The following is an 18,538-nucleotide window of genomic DNA, read 5'->3' as shown; positions in this document are numbered from 1 at the left end:
AAAGCCCGCTCTCGTAATTTTTCCACAAGAAAAGCTACCCTCATGGTAGCTTTTCTAGGAGATTATTATGAAAAAGTTTAGGATTCTAATTAAATAAAGTTAGGAGATCTTTATTTAATGATTATAGTATACACAGTCATCCTTAAACTCAACTTAAATTCTCTCCCTTTTTTATTAATTTTTAAAACTATGGATTGGCGCAGGAATTTGGCCACCGCGAGAGATGAAATCAACAGACGAAGCCTCGTTGACCTTCATAACTGGAGCAGTTCCTAGCAAGCCACCAAACTCAATCATATCGCCTTCTTTGCCCTTTGGAATAATACGGACAGCCGTTGTTTTCATGTTAATAACACCAATTGCCGCCTCATCCGCAATCATAGCTGCAATGGTTTCAGCAGGCGTATCTTCCGGAATGGCAATCATATCCAGTCCAACAGAACAGATAGCTGTCATGGCCTCTAGTTTCTCTAAATTCAGAGAGCCATTTTGAACCGCAGCAATCATCCCCTCATCTTCAGAAACAGGGATAAAAGCACCTGACAAGCCACCGACTTGGTTACAAGCCATCACTCCGCCCTTCTTAACTTGGTCATTCAAAAGAGCAAGGGCAGCCGTCGTCCCATGCGTACCAACTGTTTCTAGTCCCATTTCCTCAAGGACACGAGCCACAGAATCACCAACCGCAGGGGTAGGCGCCAAGCTTAGGTCGACAATTCCAAAATCAACACCCAGTCTCTCGCTAGCCATCTGACCAACTAATTGACCGATACGAGTTATCTTGAATGCCGTTTTCTTGACTGTTTCCGCTACTACATCAAAGCTCTGTCCACGAACTTTTTCCAAAGCACGCTTGACAACTCCAGGACCCGAAACCCCGACATTAATGATAACATCTGCTTCACCGACACCGTGGAAGGCTCCCGCCATAAAAGGATTATCCTCAACGGCGTTAGCAAATACGACCAACTTGGCAGCTCCCATATCCGATAAGCTCGCTGTTTCCTTGATAATACGTCCCATATCTGCGACCGCAGTCATGTTGATGCCTGACTTGGTTGAGCCGATATTGACAGACGAACAAACCTTGTCTGTCTCAGCTAGAGCTCGCGGGATAGAATTGATGAGGATTTCATCTCCTTTTTGGTAGCCTTTTTGTACCAAGGCCGAAAAACCACCGATAAAGTCAACACCAATCTCCTTGGCAGCCTTGTCAAGTGCCTTTGCCAAAACGACATAGTCCGTCGCATCAGTCGCTGCCCCAATCAGAGAAATCGGAGTCACCGATACTCGTTTATTGACAATAGGAATCCCAAGTTCTGCAGCAATTTCATCTCCTACAGCCACTAGATTTGCAGCTTTAGTGGTGATTTTTTGGTAAATTTTTTCAGCAGCACGTTCGATGTCTGGATCAATACAGTCCAAAAGGGAAATTCCCATGGTAATGGTTCTGATATCAAAGTTCTGCTCCTCAATCATGGCAATGGTTTCAGTAACTTGTCTAATATCCATGGCTACCTCCTAGATATTGTACATAGCATCAAAAATCGCTGCACTTTGAATATTGATTTTGACATTCAAGGTCTGACCGAAAGTTTCAAACTCATTTCTGAGAGAAGTAAAATCTTGTTTTTCATCACTTGATACGACTGCCATCATGGTAAAGTATTCATCCAAGACCGTCTGAGAAATATCATCAATATTCAAACCCAACTCTGCAATCTTCGTAGACACGCCTGCAACAATACCAGCCTTGTCCTTGCCAACCACTGTAATAATAGCCTTCATCCTTATACCCCATTTCTACGATTATGAGAAAACCTGAACGTTTTTGATTTTCTTTTTTCCTAGTATAGCATATTTCCATAGAAAATACTAAAAAACGCCTGCTTACGAAGTTGTTCTTAAACAAAAAACAATTTCGTAAACAAGCGTCTACCCTATCAAATGATGATGAGTGTTCCCGCTAGGACCGAAGTCCCAGCGGTAGACCAGAGCTAGACTAAGAGCACAAGACTCCATCATCATAACACTCAACAAAATTGATGATTTTATACTAATTCGATGATCGCCATTGGCGCTGCATCACCACGACGTGGTTCAGTTTTAAGGATACGAGTGTATCCACCGTTACGTTCAGCATAACGAGGTGCGATTTCTGAGAACAATTTTTGAAGTGCTGTAGTAGAAGTGTACTTATCAGTTGCTTCATCATAGTTTTCAGATGCGATTTCATTACGTACGAAAGCAGCTGCTTGACGACGTGCATGCAAATCACCACGTTTACCTAGAGTAATCATTTTTTCAACAGTTTTACGGATTTCTTTAGCACGAGCTTCAGTTGTCACGATTGATTCGTTGATCAAAAGGTCAGTTGTCAAATCGCGAAGCATTGCTTTACGTTGTGAGCTAGTGCGTCCTAGTTTACGGTAAGCCATGTATTCCTCCTTTATTTATCTTTTAATCCCAGACCCAAGTCAATGAGTTTGAGTTTCACTTCTTCCAAACTCTTGCGTCCAAGATTTCGTACTTTCATCATCTCTGCTTCAGATTTTTCTGTCAAATCATGCACAGTATTGATACCGGCACGTTTCAAACAGTTGTATGAACGCACAGACAAGTCCAGTTCCTCAATCGTACGATCCAAAATACGATCGTCAGATTCAGTATCAGCTTCTTTCATCACTTCAGTTGACTTAGCAATCTCAGTAAGATTTGTAAACAAATCAAGATGTTCTGTCAAGATTCGTGCTGAAAGCCCTAAAGCATCTTCTGGAATAATTGTTCCATTAGTCAAGATTTCAAGGGTTAATTTGTCAAAACCATCGTTGCTACCTACACGAGCAGGCTCTACTTGATAGTTGACTTTTGTAACTGGTGTATAAATAGAATCTACAGCAAGTGTTCCAACTGGTGCATTATCTTTTTTGTTTTCATCAGCAGGTACATATCCACGACCACTGTTAACAGTCATTGTCGCTTTTAGAGAAGAACCTTCACCGATTGTAAAGAGATAATGATCTGGATTTACAATCTCAATATCACTGTCAGTCAAAATGTCTCCAGCTGTAATTTCAGCAGGACCTTCAACGTCAAGCTCAATGATTTTTTCGTCTTCAACGTATGATTTCACTGCAATCCCTTTAATGTTCAGAATGATTTGCATCACGTCTTCACGAACACCTGGAACTGTGTCGAACTCATGCAAGACACCTTCAATGTTGATAGATGTCACTGCTGCTCCTGGTAGAGAAGCTAGTAGTACACGACGAAGAGAGTTACCAAGAGTTGTACCGTAGCCACGTTCAAGCGGTTCGATTACAAACTTGCCATAATCTTTATTTTCATCAATTTTTGTTATATTTGGTTTTTCAAACTCGATCATTTAGTTACTCCCTCTTAAACGAAAAGCAGTGTAATGCAATGATTATACACGGCGACGTTTTGGAGGACGAGCACCATTGTGTGGCACTGGAGTCACATCACGAATTGCTGTTACTTCAAGACCAGCGGCAGCAAGCGCACGAATAGCTGACTCACGACCAGAACCTGGACCTTTTACAGTAACTTCAACTGATTTAAGACCGTGTTCTTGTGCAGATTTAGCAGCAGCTTCAGAAGCCATTTGAGCAGCGAACGGTGTAGATTTACGAGAACCTTTGAAACCAAGAGCACCTGCTGATGACCAAGCAATTGCATTACCATGCACATCAGTAATCATAACAATAGTGTTATTAAATGTAGCGTGAATATGAGCAATACCAGATTCGATATTCTTTTTCACACGACGTTTACGTGTTGGTTTAGCCAAGACTTTTACCTCCTATATTATTTTTTCTTACCAGCAATCGCAACAGCTTTACCTTTACGAGTGCGAGCGTTGTTTTTAGTGTTTTGTCCACGGACAGGAAGTCCACGACGGTGACGAATACCACGGTAAGAACCGATTTCCATCAAACGTTTGATGTTCAAGTTTACTTCACGACGAAGGTCACCTTCAACTTTGATTGCATCCACTTCACGACGGATAGCATCTTCTTGATCTGATGTAAGGTCACGTACACGAACATCTTCTGAGATTCCAGCAGCAGCCAAAATTTTCTTAGATGTTGCAAGTCCGATACCATAAACGTAAGTCAATGAGATTACTACGCGTTTGTCATTTGGAATGTCAACTCCAGCAATACGAGCCATGTTTTCTCCTTTCTATCTTATCCTTGACGTTGTTTGTGTTTTGGATTTGCTGGGCAAATTACCATAACACGACCATTACGACGAATTACTTTACAGTATTCGCAAATTGGTTTGACCGATGGTCTTACTTTCATTTCTTATCCCTCCAAGTTTTTCGATTATTTAAAGCGGTAAGTGATACGTCCACGTGTCAAGTCATATGGACTCATCTCGACAGTAACACGATCTCCCGCTAAAATACGAATATAGTTTTTACGAATTTTACCAGAAACTGTTGCTAAAATCTGATGTCCATTTTCAAGTTCAACCGTAAACATTGCGTTAGGCATCGTATCGACTACTTTGCCTTCAACTTCAATCACATCGTCTTTTGCCACGCAAAAGCACCTCCATAAATTTCGATTCGATGCCTCTAAACACAGAGACAACAATTATAAGTCAGACTATTTCAGTATAACATTTGTAGCGATTTTTTGCAAGTGTGAAAAACGCTTTATTTCAAATTTGTCAATACTTTTTCGATGTCTTTGAACACATCATTGATATCTTGATTTCCTTCGATATCGTGAACCAAACCTTTGGCACGATAGTGAGCAATGATTGGTTCTCCTTGTGCGATATTGACATCCAAACGACGCTTAACAGTTTCAGGTTTGTCATCTTCACGTTGGTAATAATCTTCCTCTTTATAGTCAACTGGTGGGTTGAAAACTTTGTGGAAGGTTTCACCTGTTTGGCGGTGGATGATACGGCCACTCAGACGTTCCAAGAGACAGTCTGGATTCACTTCGATATTGATCACACCTTCCAATTCAATACCAAGTTCAGCCAATGTTTTGTCCAAGGCATAAGCTTGTTCAATCGTACGTGGGTAACCATCTAACAAGAAACCTGTTTCTTTGATATCATCCTGTGAAAGGCGTTCTTTAACAATTCCATTTGTAACTTCATCTGGAACCAACTCACCTTTGTCAATGTATGACTTTGCAAGTACACCCATTTCAGTTTGATTTGCCATAGCAGCACGGAACATATCTCCAGTTGAAATGTGTGCCACGTGGAATTGTTCCACAATTTTAGTTGCTTGCGTTCCCTTACCTGCTCCAGGTAAGCCCATAATCAAAAGATTCATGATCTGATCTCCTTATTTTGTATTTAAATAGAAGCAAAAAGCTAGTTTCAACTCCTATTTAAAAACAAAATAGAAGAGGGGAGACGAAAGTCTCTCTTATAGATAGACCTTCATACTCCACTCTCTAAGCAAAAGTAGTCTTGCTTTTATTCTGTTTTGTCCATGAAACCAACATACTTACGTTTCAATAGGTAACCTTCTAGCTGTTTGATTCCTTCGATACCTGTCGAAATAATGATCAAAAGACTAGTTCCCCCAAAAGCAACCGCTTCTGAGAGCCCAAAGACATCTTTTGCTACAATCGGCAAGATTGAAATAACACCAAGGAAAAGGGAACCGACGGTTGCAAGGCGACGAAGAAGTTTTGACATAAACTCTTCCGTTCCTTTACCTGGACGGACACCATGGATATAGGCTCCGCTCTTTTGCAAGTTTTCTGCTGCTTTCTCTGGATTGATCTGTACAAATGTATAGAAGAATGTAAAGAGAATAATCAGCAGTGCATACATGGCAACACCTGTTGGAGATGTTGTCGCAAGCATTTCTTGTGCTGTACGTACCCAAGCCCAATCATGACCTGTAGCGCTCAAAAACTGAAGAATGGCTGCAGGTGCTGCTGTAATGGAACTTGCAAAGATAACTGGGATAACACCAGCAGGATTGACCTTCAAAGGAAGGTAAGAACTGGATGGAGCACCTTGAGCAACTTTTGTATATTGGATCGGAATTTTATATTCTGCCTGTTGTACATATGTTGTAAAGTAAACAATCAACAAGACAGCGATAATGAGAATAACGACAAATATAATAGATGACGTCAACCGATCACTTGGAATATTGACAAAATAGTCCACGTAGATGCCATGAATCATCTCTGGAATTGAAGCCACAATCCCAGCAAAGATAATCATAGACACCCCGTTACCATATCCCTTATCAGTGATTTGCTCCCCGAGCCAAGTAACAATCATAGTACCTGCAGTCAGGATAATACCAATTGTAACAAAGACTTGAGGGGTTAGATCTGTCGTTAATAATTTTGCACCAGATAGAGTATTAAAACCAGCAGTGATTCCGATTGATTGCACAAACGCAAGTACAAGCGCAATATAACGAGTCGCTTGGTTTATCTTTCTCCGTCCTACTTCCCCCTGCTTGCCCCACTCTACAAACTTTGGAACAATATCCATTTGTAGCAATTGAACAACGATGGAAGCCGTGATATACGGACTCACACCGAGTGCAAAAACTGAGAAGTTCTTCATGGCATTCCCTGAAACTAAACTAAGCATGTTTAAGAAGGATAATCCACTCAAAGCTTCCAGACTTTTTGCATTCACACCTGGTACAGTAATACTAGTCCCGATACGGAAGACAAGTATGATAAAAACCGTAAAGAGAATTTTTGATCGTACTTTCTTAACCTTGAGGGCCTCTTTTAATAATTTAAAAAACATAGGTCACCTCTCTAGATGACTTCTACTGAACCACCTTTAGCAGTGATAGCTTCTTCAGCTGTTTTTGAGAATTTAGCTGCTTTCACAGTCAACTTCTTAGTCAGCTCACCGTTACCAAGAATTTTAACGCCTGATTTTTCAGCCTTTACAATTCCTGCTTCGATAAGAACAACTGGAGTAACTTCAGTACCATCTTCAAAAACGTTCAATTGATCAAGATTTACAATTGCGTATTCTTTAGCGTTGATGTTAGTGAATCCACGTTTTGGAAGACGACGGAACAATGGAGTTTGTCCACCTTCAAAACCAAGGCGAACTCCGCCACCGCTACGAGCTTTTTGACCTTTTTGACCGCGACCTGATGTTTTACCGTTACCTGATGAAGTACCACGACCAACACGGTTACGTACTTTACGAGAACCTTCTGCAGGTTTCAATTCATGAAGTTTCATTATTTTTTCTCCTCTTTTGTAAAATGCTAGCGCCGATAAGAGAGAAAAGGTTGTCCCCCATATCAACTCGCCTATACGATTGTCATCTTTGATGACCATATCTAGTTTTAGGGGATGGTATACTGCACATCCCCTAAAAATCATTAGTTTACTTCTTCAACTGTTACCAAGTGAGATACTGCTGTGATCATACCACGAATAGCAGCGTTGTCTTCTTTGATAACAGAGCTGTTTAATTTGCCAAGTCCAAGTGCTACAACAGTTTTACGTTGTGATGGAATGCGTCCGATTGGAGACTTAGTCAAAGTAATTTTAATTTGAGCCATTTTATCCCCTTTCTTATGCCAAATCAGAAACTGAGATACCACGAAGGGCAGCAACTTCTTCAGCGCGTTTCAATTGTTTCAAACCTTCAACAGTTGCGCGAACAATGTTGATTGGAGTGTTAGAACCAAGTGATTTAGATGTAATATCTGCCACACCTGCCAATTCCACAACGGCACGAACTGCACCACCAGCGGCAACTCCAGAACCTTCTACAGCAGGTTTCAACAATACTTTAGCTCCGCCAAATTCTGAAAGTACTTCGTGTGGGATTGTTGTTCCAACCATAGGAACTTCAATCAAGTTTTTCTTAGCATCTTCTACTGCTTTGCGGATTGCTTCTGGAACTTCTTGAGCTTTACCAGTACCAAATCCTACGCGACCGTTGTGGTCACCAACAACAACAAGAGCTGCGAAACGAAGACGACGTCCACCTTTAACAACTTTTGTAACACGGTTGACAGCAACTACGCGTTCTTCTAATTCAACTGCATTGTCTTTAAATGCCATTTTCTAGTGTCCTCCTATTAGAATTTCAATCCGTTTTCACGAGCTGCATCAGCCAAAGCTTTCACACGTCCGTGATATAGATATCCACCGCGGTCGAACACCACTTCTGAAATACCTTTAGCGTTTGCACGTTCTGCAACGAGTTTACCGACAGCAACGGCTTGTTCAGTTTTAGTTCCTTTTGAAACTTCTTTGTCAAGAGTTGAAGCACTTGCGAGCGTTACACCCGCTACGTCATCAATCACTTGAGCGTAGATGCCTGTATTAGAACGGAATACGTTCAAACGTGGGCGATCAGCAGTTCCAGAGAGTTTTCCGCGAACGCGACGGTGGCGTTTTTGGCGGAGTTTGTTTTTATCTGGTTTAGAAATCACAGTTTTCACCTCTTTAGTTTTAAATCGTGTGCTATGCACAAAGTTGGAAAATAGGTCGGTGCTTGAAGATCAACCACTCAACATTATTTACCTGTTTTACCTTCTTTAAGACGAACGTATTCGCCAACGTAACGGATACCTTTACCTTTATATGGTTCAGGTGAGCGAAGGCTACGTACGTAAGCAGCTGTTTGACCAACTACTTCTTTTGAAATTCCGCTGATAGCAATTGTTGTTGGGTTTGGAAGTTCAAAAGTAATTCCTTCTGGAGCTTCAACTTCGTCTGGATGAGATTTACCTACAGCCAAAACAAGTTTGTTTCCTTGAAGTTGTGCACGGTAACCAACCCCACGCATTTCAAGTACTTTCTTGAATCCTTCTGATACACCAACAACCATGTTGTTCAAAAGGGCACGAGTAGTTCCGTGGATTGTTTTCATTTCTTTTGAATCGTTTGGACGGTGAAGAGTTACTTCAGTACCTTCCACACGAATTTCAATATCTTTTGAGAACTCACGAGTAAGTTCTCCTTTAGGTCCTTTTACAGTTACAACGTTGTCATTGTTAGTGATTTCAACACCAGCAGGCAACACGATAACTTTATTACCAATACGTGACATGTTTATTTTCTCCTGTTAGATTGTCAGACCATGACGGTCAGTTTTCACGGGGTTAAAGATACTTACTAAGTTCAATAGCTAAATTGAACACGCTCTAAGAACTGTGCAAAATAGATAAGTTGGCTTGTTTGTAAACAAACTCCTCCAACTTCCTAATTTTGCTTTGTTCTTTACGAGCTTTGTATCTTGATTTTACCAAACGTAAGCGATAACCTCACCACCAACATTCTTTTGGCGCGCTTCTTTATCAGTAAGCAAACCTTCAGAAGTTGAAAGGATAGCAATTCCAAGTCCGTTAAGAACTTTTGGAAGATCTTCACGTTTTTTGTAGACACGAAGTCCTGGTTTAGAAACACGTTTCAAGTTAGTGATAACTTTTTCACCGTTTGGTCCGTATTTAAGGAATACACGGATGATGCCTTGTTTGTCATCTTCGATGATCTCTACGTTCTTAACAAAACCTTCGCGTTTAAGGATTTCAGCAATCCCTTTTTTGATGTTTGATGCAGGTACTTCAAGTACTTCGTGTTTCGCTTGGTTAGCGTTACGAATACGAGTTAGGAAGTCTGCGATTGGGTCAGTCATAACCATTTTGTTTTTCTCCTCTTACTAGTAGTTTGCAAGTTGCACTTGCTAGTTAATGATTGAGCTGGGCTCAGATAGTATTGACACATTCAAATGAGAGAACTCTTATTTGAACACGAGCTACAACCTGTGCAAAAAAGATAAATTTGTTTTGGAGCATCGCTCCTTCACCAAATTTTCTATTTTTGCTGTGGTTGTTACGCTCTTTGTATCATGATATTACCAAGATGCTTTTGTTACACCAGGAATTTGTCCTTTGTAAGCTAATTCACGGAAGCAAACACGGCAAAGTTTAAATTTGCGGTAAACTGAATGTGGACGACCACATTTTTCACAACGAGTATAAGCTTGAGTAGAGAACTTCGCTGGACGTTTGTTCTTAGCAATCATTGATTTTTTAGCCATTAGATTTACCTCCTATATTATTTTGCAAAAGGCATTCCAAGGCCTGTAAGCAATGCACGTGACTCTTCGTCAGTGTTAGCAGTTGTTACGATAACGATGTCAAGACCACGAGTTTTGTCAACGTCATCGAAGTTGATTTCTGGGAAGATCAATTGTTCTTTCACACCAAGTGTGTAATTCCCGCGTCCGTCAAATGATTTTGTTGGAACACCGTGGAAGTCACGCACACGTGGAAGTGAAACTGAAACCAATTTGTCCAAGAATTCGTACATACGTTCACCACGAAGGGTAACTTTTGCACCGATCGCAACACCTTCACGAAGACGGAAGCCGGCGATTGATTTTTTAGCTTTAGTGATAAGTGGTTTTTGACCTGAGATAAGTGCCAATTCTTCAGCAGCTTTTTCAAGACTTTTAGCGTTTGATACAGCTTCACCAACACCCATGTTCAAAACGATCTTATCTACTTTAGGCACAGCCATCACTGATGAGTAGTTGAATTGTTCTGTCAAAGCAGGAACTACTTCATTAAGATATTTTTCTTTTAAACGATTTGCCATTATACTTCTCCTTTCCTTCGTGATTAATCAAGCACTTCGCCTGATTTTTTGTTGTAGCGAACTTTCTTACCGTCTACAAATTTGTAACCAACACGACCAGCCACACCATTTTTGTCCAATACTTGAACGTTTGATACGTGGATAGCTGCTTCTTTCTCGATGATACCACCTTGAGGAAGATCATTAGTTGGACGTTGGTGTTTCTTAACGATGTTTACACCTTCAACGATAACTTTGTTTACTTTTGGAAGGGCAGTAAGGACAACAGCTTCTGTTCCCTTATCTTTACCAGCGATTACGCGAACTTTGTCGCCTTTTTTTACAAACATTAGGTTTCTCCTTGATTTTTCTTACGCCCATAAGGGCACCCTAGCTTGAAGCTAGGGGACTAGTTTGTTTTTTTAAAATTAAAGTACTTCTGGAGCAAGTGACACGATCTTCATGAAGCCACCTTCACGCAATTCACGTGCAACTGGGCCAAAGATACGTGTTCCGCGAGGAGTTTTGTCTTCACGGATGATAACTGCTGCGTTTTCGTCAAATTTGATGTATGAACCATCAGCACGACGAGCACCTGATTTAGTACGAACGATAACAGCTTTTACAACGTCACCTTTTTTAACCGCACCACCAGGAGTAGCTTGTTTTACAGATGCCACAATGACATCACCGATGTTCGCAAATTTACGTTTAGAACCACCAAGAACTTTGATAGTCAAGATTTCGCGTGCACCGCTGTTGTCTGCGACTTTCAAACGAGTTTCTGTTTGAATCATTTCAGTTTTCTCCTTTCAGGCTTGATTAGATGATGACCGCTTCTTCAACAACTTCTACAAGACGGAAACGTTTTGTAGCTGAAAGCGGACGAGTTTCCATGATACGTACGATATCGCCTTCTTTGGCAACATTGTTTTCATCATGTGCTTTGTATTTTTTAGAGTAGTTAATACGTTTACCATAGACTGGGTGGTTACGTTTTGTTTCAACTACAACTGTGATTGTCTTGTCCATTTTGTCAGATACAACACGTCCAACAAGAACTTTACGATTATTGCGTTCCATTGAAATTTCTCCTTCCCTAGTCTATTATTTCGCTTCAGATTGAACTGTTTTGATACGAGCGATTTGTTTTTTAACTTCTTTCAAGCGAGCTGTTTGTTCCAATTGACCAGTAGCAGCTTGGAAACGAAGTTCAAACAATTCTTTTTTCAATTCGTTTTCGCGCTTCGCGAGTTCTTCTTGAGAAAGACCACGAAGTTCTTTAACAAATTCTTTTACTTCATTAAGTTTCATGCCTTCTCCTTATTCTGCTTCACGTTTTACGAATTTACATTTAACTGGCAATTTGTGGCTAGCAAGACGAAGCGCTTCGCGAGCGATCTCTTCAGATACACCAGCAACTTCAAACATCACTTTACCACGTTTAACTGGTGCTACCCAACCTTCAGGTGCCCCTTTACCAGATCCCATACGCACACCGATAGCTTTAGCAGTGTATGATTTGTGTGGGAAGATTTTAATCCAAACTTTACCACCACGTTTCATGTAACGAGTCATGGCGATACGAGCAGCTTCGATTTGGCGGTTAGTGATCCAGTGGCTAGTTGTAGCTTGAAGACCGTATTCACCGAAAGCTACTTCTTTTCCACCTTTTGCTTCACCGCGCATTTTTCCACGGAATTCACGACGGTGTTTAACACGTTTAGGTACTAACATTGGTTATTTACCTCCTTTAGTGTTTTTACGAGCTGGAAGAACTTCACCACGGTAGATCCATACTTTAACACCAAGTTTACCGTATGTAGTATCTGCTTCTTCCCAAGCGTAATCGATATCTGCACGAAGTGTGTGAAGTGGAACAGTTCCTTCAGAGTATCCTTCAGCACGGGCGATATCTGCACCGTTCAAACGACCTGATACTTGAGTTTTGATTCCTTTAGCTCCAGCACGCATTGCACGTTGGATTGCTTGTTTTTGTGCACGACGGAAAGCAACACGTTGCTCCAATTGACGAGCAATTCCTTCACCTACAAGATGAGCATCCAAATCAGGTTGTTTGATTTCGATGATGTTGATGTGTACTTGTTTTCCAGTCAATTTGTTAAGTTTTGCACGGAGTGCATCAACGTTAGCACCACCTTTACCGATAACCATACCTGGTTTAGCAGTGTGAAGTGAAACGTTAACTTTGTTTACTGCGCGTTCGATTTCGATAGTTGAAACTGCTGCGTCAGCAAGTTCTTTTTGAACGAATTTACGGATTGCAAGATCTTCATGAAGGTAATCCGCGTATTCTTTTTCAGCATACCATTTGGCATCCCAATCACGGATGATGCCGACACGCATACCAATTGGATGTACTTTTTGACCCACGATTTTACCTCCTTATTTTTCTGCAACAGCTACAGTGATGTGAGCTGTACGTTTGTTGATCGGTGAAGCTGAACCTTTCGCACGTGGACGGAAACGTTTCATAGTTGGTCCTTCGTTTGCGAATGCTTCAGATACTACCAAGTTAGCTTTGTCCAAACCAAAGTTGTTTTCAGCGTTAGCTACAGCTGAGTTCAAAACTTTCAAGATGATTTCAGCAGCTTTGTTTGGTGTGAATGTCAAGATTGCAATAGCATCGGCTACGCTTTTACCACGGATGTTGTCAAGAACAAGACGTGATTTACGAGGTGAAACACGTACTGTACGAGCCATTGCTTTAGCTGAAGTAATTTCTGCCATTTATGTTCTCCTTATTTTCTACGTGTTTTCTTGTCGTCTGCAGCGTGACCTTTGTAAGTACGAGTTGGTGCAAATTCACCAAGTTTGTGACCTACCATGTCTTCTTGGATGTAAACAGGTACGTGTTTACGTCCGTCATAAACTGCGATAGTGTAACCAATGAAACTTGGGAAGATCGTTGAACGACGTGACCAAGTTTTGATAACTTTTTTCTTTTCGTCGTTAGCTTGAGCTTCAACTTTTTTCATCAAATGCTCATCGACGAAAGGTCCTTTTTTAAGACTGCGTCCCATTTTTATATTTTCTCCTTTAAATGTTGTACCACAGCGGCTTGCGCTCACATGGAGCGCTACCGAGCTGGCGGATTTCCTAGTTGCTTAGGCGACTAGTTTACTATTATTTCTCGTTGCGACGACGAACGATAAGTTTGTCAGATTTCGCTTTCTTGTTACGAGTTTTAAGACCAAGAGCAGGTTTGCCCCATGGAGTAGATGGCGCTTTACGACCAACTGGTGCTTTACCTTCACCACCACCGTGTGGGTGATCGTTAGGGTTCATTACAGAACCACGAACTGTTGGGCGGATACCTTTCCAACGGCTACGTCCTGCTTTACCAAGGTTTACAAGTCCATGTTGTTCGTTTCCGACAACACCAACTGTAGCACGACAAGTTCCAAGAATCATACGAACTTCGCCAGATTGAAGACGAACAAGAACATATTTACCTTCTTGACCCAATACTTGAGCAGAAGCTCCAGCAGCACGTACCAATTCTCCACCACGACCTGGTTTCAACTCGATGTTGTGGATCAAAGTACCAACTGGGATGTTAGCAAGTGGAAGAGCGTTTCCGACTTTGATATCTGCTTCTGGACCTGAAACGATGCGTTGACCAACTTCAAGACCTTTTGGAGCGATGATATATGCTTTCACACCGTCAGTGTAGTGTACAAGAGCGATGTTTGCAGAACGGTTTGGATCGTACTCGATTGTTTTAACAACTGCTTCAACGTTGTCTTTGTTACGTTTGAAGTCAACCAAACGGTAGAAACGTTTGTGTCCACCACCTTGGTGACGAACAGTGATACGACCGTTGTTGTTACGACCAGCCTTGTTCTTCAAAGCAACAAGCAATGATTTTTCAGGAGTGCTTGTTGTGATTTCAGCGAAATCCAAAGAAGTCATATTACGGCGACCGTTTGTTGTTGGTTTATAAACACGAATTCCCACGATATTTCCTCCTTAGATTATTCAGCTTCAGCAGCAAACAACTCGATTGCTTTTGAATCAGCTGTAAGTGTGATGATAGCTTTTTTAGTTTTGTTAGTAAAACCAGTATAACGTCCAACACGTTTAGCTTTTGGTTTTACGTTGATTGTGTTAACGTTGGCAACTTTAACACCTTCGAAAGCAGCTTCAACAGCTTGCTTGATCAAAAGCTTGTGTGCACGAGTGTCAACTTCAAATACATATTTACCTGCTTCAAGTTGAGCCATTGAGCTTTCAGTGATGACAGGTTTTTTGATAACATCATACAAATTCATTATGCAAGAACCTCCTCGATTTTAGAGATAGCTGCTTGTGTGACAAGAAGTTTGTCGCTATTTGCGATGTCAAGAACACTTGCAGTTGTAGCAGTTGCAACTTTCACATTTGGAAGGTTACGAGCTGAAAGAGCTGCGAATTCATTTCCTTCTTCAAGGATAACAAGAACTTTTGAATCGATGCTCAATGCTGCAAGAACTTTTGCAAATTCAGCAGTTTTTGGAGCTGTAAATGAAAGAGCGTCTACAGCTACGAATTTGTTTTCAGCAACTTTTTCAGAGTAAACTGATTTAAGAGCTAGGCGACGAACTTTTTGTGGAAGTTTGTAGCCATATGAACGTGGAGTTGGTCCGAAGACAACACCACCACCACGCCATTGTGGTGAGCGGATAGAACCTTGACGAGCACGTCCAGTTCCTTTTTGACGCCATGGTTTGCGTCCACCACCTGATACTGCAGAGCGGTTTTTAACAGCGTGTGTTCCTTGACGAAGGCTTGCGCGTTGGCTGATGATCACATCAAACACAACTGATTCATTTGGTTCGATACCAAATACTGCATCGTTAAGAACAACTTGGCCAGCTTCTTTACCAGTTTGGTCAAATAATGTTACGTTTGCCATTGTGACTGATTTCCCCTTTCTTTATTATTTACCAGCTTTAACTGCTGATTTGATAGTGATAAGAGATTTCTTAGCACCTGGTACGTTACCTTTGATAAGGATAACGTTCTTTTCTGGAACAACTTGTACAACTTCAAGGTTTTGAATTGTTACGCGGTCGCCACCCATACGTCCTGCAAGGTTTTTACCTTTGAATACGCGGTTAGGTGCAACAGGTCCCATAGAACCTGGACGACGGTGGTAACGAGAACCGTGAGCCATTGGTCCACGTGATTGTCCGTGACGTTTAATAACACCTTGGAAACCTTTACCTTTAGAAGTACCAGTTACGTCAACAACGTCTCCAGCTGCGAATGTTTCAACTGTGATTTCAGCACCAACTTCCAAGCCTTCAACGTTTTTGAATTCACGAATGAAGCGCTTAGGAGCCGTGTTAGCTTTCGCTACATGTCCTTTAGCAGGTTTGTTGCTCAATACTTCGCGTTTGTCATCGAAACCAACTTGGATAGCGTTGTATCCGTCTGTTTCAACAGTTTTAACTTGAAGAACAACGTTTGGAGTTGCTTCAATAACTGTTACAGGGATCAATTCGCCAGCTTCAGTGAAGATTTGAGTCATTCCCACTTTTTTCCCTAAGATTCCTTTTGTCATGAGAAAATAGTTCCTTTTCTATATTTTTTATTCAAAAAGTTTTTAACGAGCGTTTTTTATGCTCAAGGTTTCAAACTTTGGATTAAAGCTTGATTTCTACGTTTACACCACTTGGAAGATCCAATTTCATCAAAGCATCAACTGTTTTTTGAGTTGGGTTAACGATATCGATCAAACGTTTGTGTGTACGCATTTCAAATTGTTCGCGAGAGTCTTTGTATTTGTGAGTCGCACGAATGATTGTGTAGAGGCTACGCTCAGTTGGAAGTGGGATTGGACCCGCAACTTGTGCACCTGTACGAGTAGCTGATTCTACGATTTTTGCAGCCGCTGTGTCAAGCGTACGGTGTTCGTAAGCTTTCAAACGGATACGGATTTTTTTGTTTGCCATCTTTTTCTCCTTTTCGTCTATTTAAGATAATAGGCTAGCTCCACAAGAAAACCGACGCGCGTTGCGTGGCAATGCAACCGAGCGTGTCGCAACCTCTTGCATCAAAGCTAAGGCTGTAATTTACAGCACCATAATAGAATAACACAAAGCCCCTGCGATTGCAAGGGATTTGTGAGCTTTTTTTCGTTTTTTTAGGATGAAACTGTTTTCCTTTTTCATCTTTCCAAAATTACGGATTTATATCTATAAAAAACCGTCTTTTCGTGTGTCATTTTGACCTTGAATGTATCTTCTGATTGATCTACTAAAATGTCCGCTTTAGACTCGGTTTCTCTATAGTATCGCAGATATTGCTCCCGTCTCATCTGATGGCTAGCCAATATAAAGGAAGCATCGCGATTTCTCATAGTCGTATCTCTAGCTAGACGCCTCTTTAATTCTGTTTCTTCATCCGTGTAAAAACAGATGGTTTTATCAAAGAGTTCCTTGGGTAGAAAGCCCACAGACATCCCTTCAACAATCAGAATTGGTTTTGAGCCAGTTAAGACTTCGCTTGGCTTCCAAGGTTCATCAATCGTCAAGATGTCCATGCCAGCCTTTAAGGCGAGAATATCTCTCTGTAAACTTGCCAGTTCATGTGCCACTGGCAGACAAGCTGTCACCTTTTGATTTGGTGCTTGCTTTGGTACTACCAGGTGACGTTCTGAAGTGATATAGGGATCTGTTTCTAGTAAATTTACTGTAGTAGAATCTAAAGCTTGGTACAATTCCTGTGCAAAGGTTGATTTACCTGAAGCCCCATGACCGCAGATCCCTAGCGTCCTAATTCTTCCCGTTTCGATCTCTGAAACCAGTTGTTCTATCAGGTCTTTTTTCTTCATTCTCTCTTCACCTGCTCATAGCTTTCTTTTCCGTCATTAAGCTTGTCCCAAATCACTACTTGCCCACTTTTGAGGGATTTTTGCACATCGATAATTCGTTGATTGGACGAACCTCGAAACTGGAGCATGAGATTGCGCTTGCTTTTATCATACCGTCCATCGACAAGGATGTCAATCAATGATAAGAGTTCCAGTTTATCTGGAGTCTCCAGCATCATTTCTTCCCAAGTGTAGCCCGTCCAGGACCAGATGTCTTTGTCTGGCAATTCCTTTCGAATGCGTTTAACGAGTGGTAAGAGAATGCCTGTATTAAGAAAAGGTTCTCCTCCCAGCAAGGTCAATCCTTGAACATAAGGTTGGGCGAGATCTTCCATGATCTGTTCTTCTAATTCTGCTGTATAGGGAATGCCTGCGTTGAATGACCAAGTCGCAACATTATAGCACCCCTCGCAGTGAAACATGCAACCTGATACATAGAGAGAGTTGCGCACACCTTCTCCATCGACAAAGTTAAAGGCCTTATAATCAATGATCCGTCCTTTACTAAGTTCCTCACTTTTCCATTCACCTGGTTTTGGTGTATTCCATGTCATGCTGTCTACTCCAAGTCTATCCAGTAACGTTCTACGCCATTGCGAACATCTTCAAACACCCCGCCATTTGATACAATCACCGCTCTACTAACAGAGTTTCCCACACTACAGGTCACAAGTGCTTTTTTGATGTTCTTTTCCTTGGCAACTTGCAGACCTTGTCTGAGGGCTTCTTTGGCATAACCTTTACCTCTTTCAGAGGGGCGGATGGAATAGCCGATATGGCCAGCATAATTCAGTAAACCCTCATTCAGTCTCAATCGCAGATTCAAAAATCCTAGAGCACGACCTACATCATCAAATGATACAAATTGAATAGAAGGAACACGATTTTCAGGCAAGTTTATTCCCATCTCTTTTTGCATATTTATTTCCAACCACTCTTCATACACAAAGTTCTCTGTATCCCAGAAACCACCATCATGAGGTGACTGTACTTGTTCAAACTCCGCAATCATCTCTAAAATCGCGTCTTTATCTTCCAAAGTTGGTCGTCGTAATTCCATAAACTC

34 protein-coding genes are annotated in these 18,538 nt (G+C 41.3%); all 34 read right to left on the bottom strand.

Annotated elements, in window-relative coordinates:
• Positions 1–174 precede the first annotated feature (174 nt).
• Complete coding sequence (locus HMPREF0850_RS05320; RefSeq protein ID WP_000354877.1) at positions 175–1,512, bottom strand: PFL family protein; 1,338 nt, start codon at positions 1,510–1,512, stop codon at positions 175–177.
• A gap of 9 nt (positions 1,513–1,521) precedes the next feature.
• Complete coding sequence (locus HMPREF0850_RS05315) at positions 1,522–1,788, bottom strand: ACT domain-containing protein (RefSeq protein WP_000644108.1); 267 nt, start codon at positions 1,786–1,788, stop codon at positions 1,522–1,524.
• A 263-nt stretch (positions 1,789–2,051) separates the two neighbouring features.
• Entirely contained in the window at positions 2,052–2,438 is a 387-nt protein-coding gene (gene rplQ / locus HMPREF0850_RS05310; protein WP_000331493.1) for a 50S ribosomal protein L17, read from the bottom strand.
• 11 nt (positions 2,439–2,449) lie between these two features.
• Positions 2,450–3,385, bottom strand: a complete 936-nt coding sequence (locus tag HMPREF0850_RS05305) for a DNA-directed RNA polymerase subunit alpha (protein ID WP_000568993.1) — start codon at positions 3,383–3,385, stop codon at positions 2,450–2,452.
• Positions 3,386–3,427: 42 nt separating this feature from the next.
• Positions 3,428–3,811 (bottom strand): 30S ribosomal protein S11, encoded by a 384-nt coding sequence (rpsK, locus tag HMPREF0850_RS05300; protein WP_001118385.1) that lies wholly within the window; start codon positions 3,809–3,811, stop codon positions 3,428–3,430.
• A gap of 17 nt (positions 3,812–3,828) precedes the next feature.
• The gene (gene rpsM / locus HMPREF0850_RS05295; RefSeq protein ID WP_000090781.1) at positions 3,829–4,194 is read right to left on the bottom strand and encodes a 30S ribosomal protein S13; all 366 of its coding nucleotides are present in this window, start codon (positions 4,192–4,194) and stop codon (positions 3,829–3,831) included.
• Between the two features lie 17 nt (positions 4,195–4,211).
• Positions 4,212–4,328: a 50S ribosomal protein L36 gene (gene rpmJ / locus HMPREF0850_RS05290; RefSeq protein ID WP_001808836.1), complete on the bottom strand. Its 117-nt coding sequence runs from the start codon at positions 4,326–4,328 to the stop codon at positions 4,212–4,214.
• A gap of 24 nt (positions 4,329–4,352) precedes the next feature.
• Positions 4,353–4,571, bottom strand: a complete 219-nt coding sequence (infA, locus tag HMPREF0850_RS05285) for a translation initiation factor IF-1 (RefSeq protein WP_001029883.1) — start codon at positions 4,569–4,571, stop codon at positions 4,353–4,355.
• A gap of 116 nt (positions 4,572–4,687) precedes the next feature.
• Positions 4,688–5,326: an adenylate kinase gene (locus HMPREF0850_RS05280; protein ID WP_001050453.1), complete on the bottom strand. Its 639-nt coding sequence runs from the start codon at positions 5,324–5,326 to the stop codon at positions 4,688–4,690.
• Between the two features lie 146 nt (positions 5,327–5,472).
• The gene (gene secY, locus HMPREF0850_RS05275; RefSeq protein WP_000465383.1) at positions 5,473–6,783 is read right to left on the bottom strand and encodes a preprotein translocase subunit SecY; all 1,311 of its coding nucleotides are present in this window, start codon (positions 6,781–6,783) and stop codon (positions 5,473–5,475) included.
• A gap of 11 nt (positions 6,784–6,794) precedes the next feature.
• Positions 6,795–7,235: a 50S ribosomal protein L15 gene (gene rplO / locus HMPREF0850_RS05270; RefSeq protein WP_000766092.1), complete on the bottom strand. Its 441-nt coding sequence runs from the start codon at positions 7,233–7,235 to the stop codon at positions 6,795–6,797.
• A 143-nt stretch (positions 7,236–7,378) separates the two neighbouring features.
• Positions 7,379–7,561: a 50S ribosomal protein L30 gene (rpmD, locus tag HMPREF0850_RS05265; protein WP_000057241.1), complete on the bottom strand. Its 183-nt coding sequence runs from the start codon at positions 7,559–7,561 to the stop codon at positions 7,379–7,381.
• Positions 7,562–7,574: 13 nt separating this feature from the next.
• Entirely contained in the window at positions 7,575–8,069 is a 495-nt protein-coding gene (gene rpsE / locus HMPREF0850_RS05260; protein WP_000874204.1) for a 30S ribosomal protein S5, read from the bottom strand.
• 17 nt (positions 8,070–8,086) lie between these two features.
• Positions 8,087–8,443, bottom strand: a complete 357-nt coding sequence (gene rplR, locus HMPREF0850_RS05255) for a 50S ribosomal protein L18 (protein WP_000624044.1) — start codon at positions 8,441–8,443, stop codon at positions 8,087–8,089.
• Between the two features lie 83 nt (positions 8,444–8,526).
• Positions 8,527–9,063: a 50S ribosomal protein L6 gene (rplF, locus tag HMPREF0850_RS05250; RefSeq protein ID WP_000086628.1), complete on the bottom strand. Its 537-nt coding sequence runs from the start codon at positions 9,061–9,063 to the stop codon at positions 8,527–8,529.
• A 192-nt stretch (positions 9,064–9,255) separates the two neighbouring features.
• The gene (rpsH, locus tag HMPREF0850_RS05245; RefSeq protein ID WP_000245504.1) at positions 9,256–9,654 is read right to left on the bottom strand and encodes a 30S ribosomal protein S8; all 399 of its coding nucleotides are present in this window, start codon (positions 9,652–9,654) and stop codon (positions 9,256–9,258) included.
• Between the two features lie 213 nt (positions 9,655–9,867).
• The gene (locus tag HMPREF0850_RS05240) at positions 9,868–10,053 is read right to left on the bottom strand and encodes a type Z 30S ribosomal protein S14 (RefSeq protein ID WP_001085697.1); all 186 of its coding nucleotides are present in this window, start codon (positions 10,051–10,053) and stop codon (positions 9,868–9,870) included.
• Between the two features lie 17 nt (positions 10,054–10,070).
• Positions 10,071–10,613, bottom strand: coding sequence for a 50S ribosomal protein L5 (gene rplE / locus HMPREF0850_RS05235; RefSeq protein WP_000013542.1), 543 nt, complete (start codon positions 10,611–10,613; stop codon positions 10,071–10,073).
• A 23-nt stretch (positions 10,614–10,636) separates the two neighbouring features.
• The gene (gene rplX, locus HMPREF0850_RS05230; RefSeq protein ID WP_000497690.1) at positions 10,637–10,942 is read right to left on the bottom strand and encodes a 50S ribosomal protein L24; all 306 of its coding nucleotides are present in this window, start codon (positions 10,940–10,942) and stop codon (positions 10,637–10,639) included.
• A 78-nt stretch (positions 10,943–11,020) separates the two neighbouring features.
• Positions 11,021–11,389, bottom strand: a complete 369-nt coding sequence (rplN, locus tag HMPREF0850_RS05225) for a 50S ribosomal protein L14 (RefSeq protein WP_000616548.1) — start codon at positions 11,387–11,389, stop codon at positions 11,021–11,023.
• Between the two features lie 25 nt (positions 11,390–11,414).
• Entirely contained in the window at positions 11,415–11,675 is a 261-nt protein-coding gene (gene rpsQ, locus HMPREF0850_RS05220) for a 30S ribosomal protein S17 (protein WP_000440801.1), read from the bottom strand.
• 24 nt (positions 11,676–11,699) lie between these two features.
• Positions 11,700–11,906 carry a 50S ribosomal protein L29 gene (gene rpmC, locus HMPREF0850_RS05215; RefSeq protein WP_000772918.1) on the bottom strand — a complete coding sequence of 69 codons (207 nt, stop codon included), beginning with the start codon at positions 11,904–11,906 and terminating at the stop codon, positions 11,700–11,702.
• Between the two features lie 9 nt (positions 11,907–11,915).
• Positions 11,916–12,329 (bottom strand): 50S ribosomal protein L16, encoded by a 414-nt coding sequence (rplP, locus tag HMPREF0850_RS05210; protein WP_000960948.1) that lies wholly within the window; start codon positions 12,327–12,329, stop codon positions 11,916–11,918.
• Positions 12,330–12,332: 3 nt separating this feature from the next.
• Positions 12,333–12,986 carry a 30S ribosomal protein S3 gene (rpsC, locus tag HMPREF0850_RS05205; RefSeq protein WP_000529936.1) on the bottom strand — a complete coding sequence of 218 codons (654 nt, stop codon included), beginning with the start codon at positions 12,984–12,986 and terminating at the stop codon, positions 12,333–12,335.
• A 12-nt stretch (positions 12,987–12,998) separates the two neighbouring features.
• Positions 12,999–13,343, bottom strand: a complete 345-nt coding sequence (gene rplV, locus HMPREF0850_RS05200; protein ID WP_000818137.1) for a 50S ribosomal protein L22 — start codon at positions 13,341–13,343, stop codon at positions 12,999–13,001.
• 11 nt (positions 13,344–13,354) lie between these two features.
• Entirely contained in the window at positions 13,355–13,636 is a 282-nt protein-coding gene (gene rpsS / locus HMPREF0850_RS05195) for a 30S ribosomal protein S19 (protein ID WP_000533766.1), read from the bottom strand.
• A gap of 103 nt (positions 13,637–13,739) precedes the next feature.
• Positions 13,740–14,573 (bottom strand): 50S ribosomal protein L2, encoded by an 834-nt coding sequence (gene rplB / locus HMPREF0850_RS05190; RefSeq protein WP_000512905.1) that lies wholly within the window; start codon positions 14,571–14,573, stop codon positions 13,740–13,742.
• A gap of 17 nt (positions 14,574–14,590) precedes the next feature.
• Positions 14,591–14,887, bottom strand: coding sequence for a 50S ribosomal protein L23 (locus HMPREF0850_RS05185; RefSeq protein ID WP_001055347.1), 297 nt, complete (start codon positions 14,885–14,887; stop codon positions 14,591–14,593).
• Complete coding sequence (gene rplD, locus HMPREF0850_RS05180; protein WP_000024537.1) at positions 14,887–15,510, bottom strand: 50S ribosomal protein L4; 624 nt, start codon at positions 15,508–15,510, stop codon at positions 14,887–14,889. Before rplD ends, HMPREF0850_RS05185 begins: the two co-directional genes overlap by 1 nt.
• Positions 15,511–15,534: 24 nt before the next feature.
• Positions 15,535–16,161, bottom strand: a complete 627-nt coding sequence (gene rplC / locus HMPREF0850_RS05175; protein ID WP_000160197.1) for a 50S ribosomal protein L3 — start codon at positions 16,159–16,161, stop codon at positions 15,535–15,537.
• An 82-nt stretch (positions 16,162–16,243) separates the two neighbouring features.
• Positions 16,244–16,552 carry a 30S ribosomal protein S10 gene (gene rpsJ / locus HMPREF0850_RS05170; protein ID WP_001284513.1) on the bottom strand — a complete coding sequence of 103 codons (309 nt, stop codon included), beginning with the start codon at positions 16,550–16,552 and terminating at the stop codon, positions 16,244–16,246.
• 215 nt (positions 16,553–16,767) lie between these two features.
• The gene (locus tag HMPREF0850_RS05165; protein WP_000725969.1) at positions 16,768–17,433 is read right to left on the bottom strand and encodes a uridine kinase family protein; all 666 of its coding nucleotides are present in this window, start codon (positions 17,431–17,433) and stop codon (positions 16,768–16,770) included.
• Positions 17,430–18,026 (bottom strand): anaerobic ribonucleoside-triphosphate reductase activating protein, encoded by a 597-nt coding sequence (gene nrdG / locus HMPREF0850_RS05160; protein WP_000220159.1) that lies wholly within the window; start codon positions 18,024–18,026, stop codon positions 17,430–17,432. The genes HMPREF0850_RS05165 and nrdG overlap by 4 nt, the downstream gene beginning before the upstream one ends.
• 5 nt (positions 18,027–18,031) lie before the next feature.
• Positions 18,032–18,532: a GNAT family N-acetyltransferase gene (locus HMPREF0850_RS05155; RefSeq protein WP_000423436.1), complete on the bottom strand. Its 501-nt coding sequence runs from the start codon at positions 18,530–18,532 to the stop codon at positions 18,032–18,034.
• Positions 18,533–18,538: the final 6 nt, after the last annotated feature.

The organism is Streptococcus sp. M143, from assembly GCF_000162495.1.
Lineage (GTDB): Bacteria > Bacillota > Bacilli > Lactobacillales > Streptococcaceae > Streptococcus > Streptococcus dentisani.
Note: the sequence above shows the minus strand (reverse complement) of the source record. Positions and strands in the feature narration are given on the sequence as shown.

What these genes read in the sequence shown, in the direction of transcription:
- HMPREF0850_RS05320 (WP_000354877.1), bottom strand. Translation starts at nt 1,512, where the DNA reads ATGGATATTAGACAAGTTACTGAAACCATTGCCATGATTGAGGAGCAG.
- HMPREF0850_RS05315 (WP_000644108.1), bottom strand. Translation starts at nt 1,788, where the DNA reads ATGAAGGCTATTATTACAGTGGTTGGCAAGGACAAGGCTGGTATTGTT.
- rplQ (WP_000331493.1), bottom strand. Translation starts at nt 2,438, where the DNA reads ATGGCTTACCGTAAACTAGGACGCACTAGCTCACAACGTAAAGCAATG.
- HMPREF0850_RS05305 (WP_000568993.1), bottom strand. Translation starts at nt 3,385, where the DNA reads ATGATCGAGTTTGAAAAACCAAATATAACAAAAATTGATGAAAATAAA.
- rpsM (WP_000090781.1), bottom strand. Translation starts at nt 4,194, where the DNA reads ATGGCTCGTATTGCTGGAGTTGACATTCCAAATGACAAACGCGTAGTA.
- rpmJ (WP_001808836.1), bottom strand. Translation starts at nt 4,328, where the DNA reads ATGAAAGTAAGACCATCGGTCAAACCAATTTGCGAATACTGTAAAGTA.
- HMPREF0850_RS05280 (WP_001050453.1), bottom strand. Translation starts at nt 5,326, where the DNA reads ATGAATCTTTTGATTATGGGCTTACCTGGAGCAGGTAAGGGAACGCAA.
- secY (WP_000465383.1), bottom strand. Translation starts at nt 6,783, where the DNA reads ATGTTTTTTAAATTATTAAAAGAGGCCCTCAAGGTTAAGAAAGTACGA.
- rplO (WP_000766092.1), bottom strand. Translation starts at nt 7,235, where the DNA reads ATGAAACTTCATGAATTGAAACCTGCAGAAGGTTCTCGTAAAGTACGT.
- rpmD (WP_000057241.1), bottom strand. Translation starts at nt 7,561, where the DNA reads ATGGCTCAAATTAAAATTACTTTGACTAAGTCTCCAATCGGACGCATT.
- rpsE (WP_000874204.1), bottom strand. Translation starts at nt 8,069, where the DNA reads ATGGCATTTAAAGACAATGCAGTTGAATTAGAAGAACGCGTAGTTGCT.
- rplF (WP_000086628.1), bottom strand. Translation starts at nt 9,063, where the DNA reads ATGTCACGTATTGGTAATAAAGTTATCGTGTTGCCTGCTGGTGTTGAA.
- rpsH (WP_000245504.1), bottom strand. Translation starts at nt 9,654, where the DNA reads ATGGTTATGACTGACCCAATCGCAGACTTCCTAACTCGTATTCGTAAC.
- HMPREF0850_RS05240 (WP_001085697.1), bottom strand. Translation starts at nt 10,053, where the DNA reads ATGGCTAAAAAATCAATGATTGCTAAGAACAAACGTCCAGCGAAGTTC.
- rplE (WP_000013542.1), bottom strand. Translation starts at nt 10,613, where the DNA reads ATGGCAAATCGTTTAAAAGAAAAATATCTTAATGAAGTAGTTCCTGCT.
- rplX (WP_000497690.1), bottom strand. Translation starts at nt 10,942, where the DNA reads ATGTTTGTAAAAAAAGGCGACAAAGTTCGCGTAATCGCTGGTAAAGAT.
- rplN (WP_000616548.1), bottom strand. Translation starts at nt 11,389, where the DNA reads ATGATTCAAACAGAAACTCGTTTGAAAGTCGCAGACAACAGCGGTGCA.
- rpsQ (WP_000440801.1), bottom strand. Translation starts at nt 11,675, where the DNA reads ATGGAACGCAATAATCGTAAAGTTCTTGTTGGACGTGTTGTATCTGAC.
- rpmC (WP_000772918.1), bottom strand. Translation starts at nt 11,906, where the DNA reads ATGAAACTTAATGAAGTAAAAGAATTTGTTAAAGAACTTCGTGGTCTT.
- rplP (WP_000960948.1), bottom strand. Translation starts at nt 12,329, where the DNA reads ATGTTAGTACCTAAACGTGTTAAACACCGTCGTGAATTCCGTGGAAAA.
- rplV (WP_000818137.1), bottom strand. Translation starts at nt 13,343, where the DNA reads ATGGCAGAAATTACTTCAGCTAAAGCAATGGCTCGTACAGTACGTGTT.
- rpsS (WP_000533766.1), bottom strand. Translation starts at nt 13,636, where the DNA reads ATGGGACGCAGTCTTAAAAAAGGACCTTTCGTCGATGAGCATTTGATG.
- HMPREF0850_RS05185 (WP_001055347.1), bottom strand. Translation starts at nt 14,887, where the DNA reads ATGAATTTGTATGATGTTATCAAAAAACCTGTCATCACTGAAAGCTCA.
- rplD (WP_000024537.1), bottom strand. Translation starts at nt 15,510, where the DNA reads ATGGCAAACGTAACATTATTTGACCAAACTGGTAAAGAAGCTGGCCAA.
- rplC (WP_000160197.1), bottom strand. Translation starts at nt 16,161, where the DNA reads ATGACAAAAGGAATCTTAGGGAAAAAAGTGGGAATGACTCAAATCTTC.
- rpsJ (WP_001284513.1), bottom strand. Translation starts at nt 16,552, where the DNA reads ATGGCAAACAAAAAAATCCGTATCCGTTTGAAAGCTTACGAACACCGT.
- HMPREF0850_RS05165 (WP_000725969.1), bottom strand. Translation starts at nt 17,433, where the DNA reads ATGAAGAAAAAAGACCTGATAGAACAACTGGTTTCAGAGATCGAAACG.
- nrdG (WP_000220159.1), bottom strand. Translation starts at nt 18,026, where the DNA reads ATGACATGGAATACACCAAAACCAGGTGAATGGAAAAGTGAGGAACTT.
- HMPREF0850_RS05155 (WP_000423436.1), bottom strand. Translation starts at nt 18,532, where the DNA reads ATGGAATTACGACGACCAACTTTGGAAGATAAAGACGCGATTTTAGAG.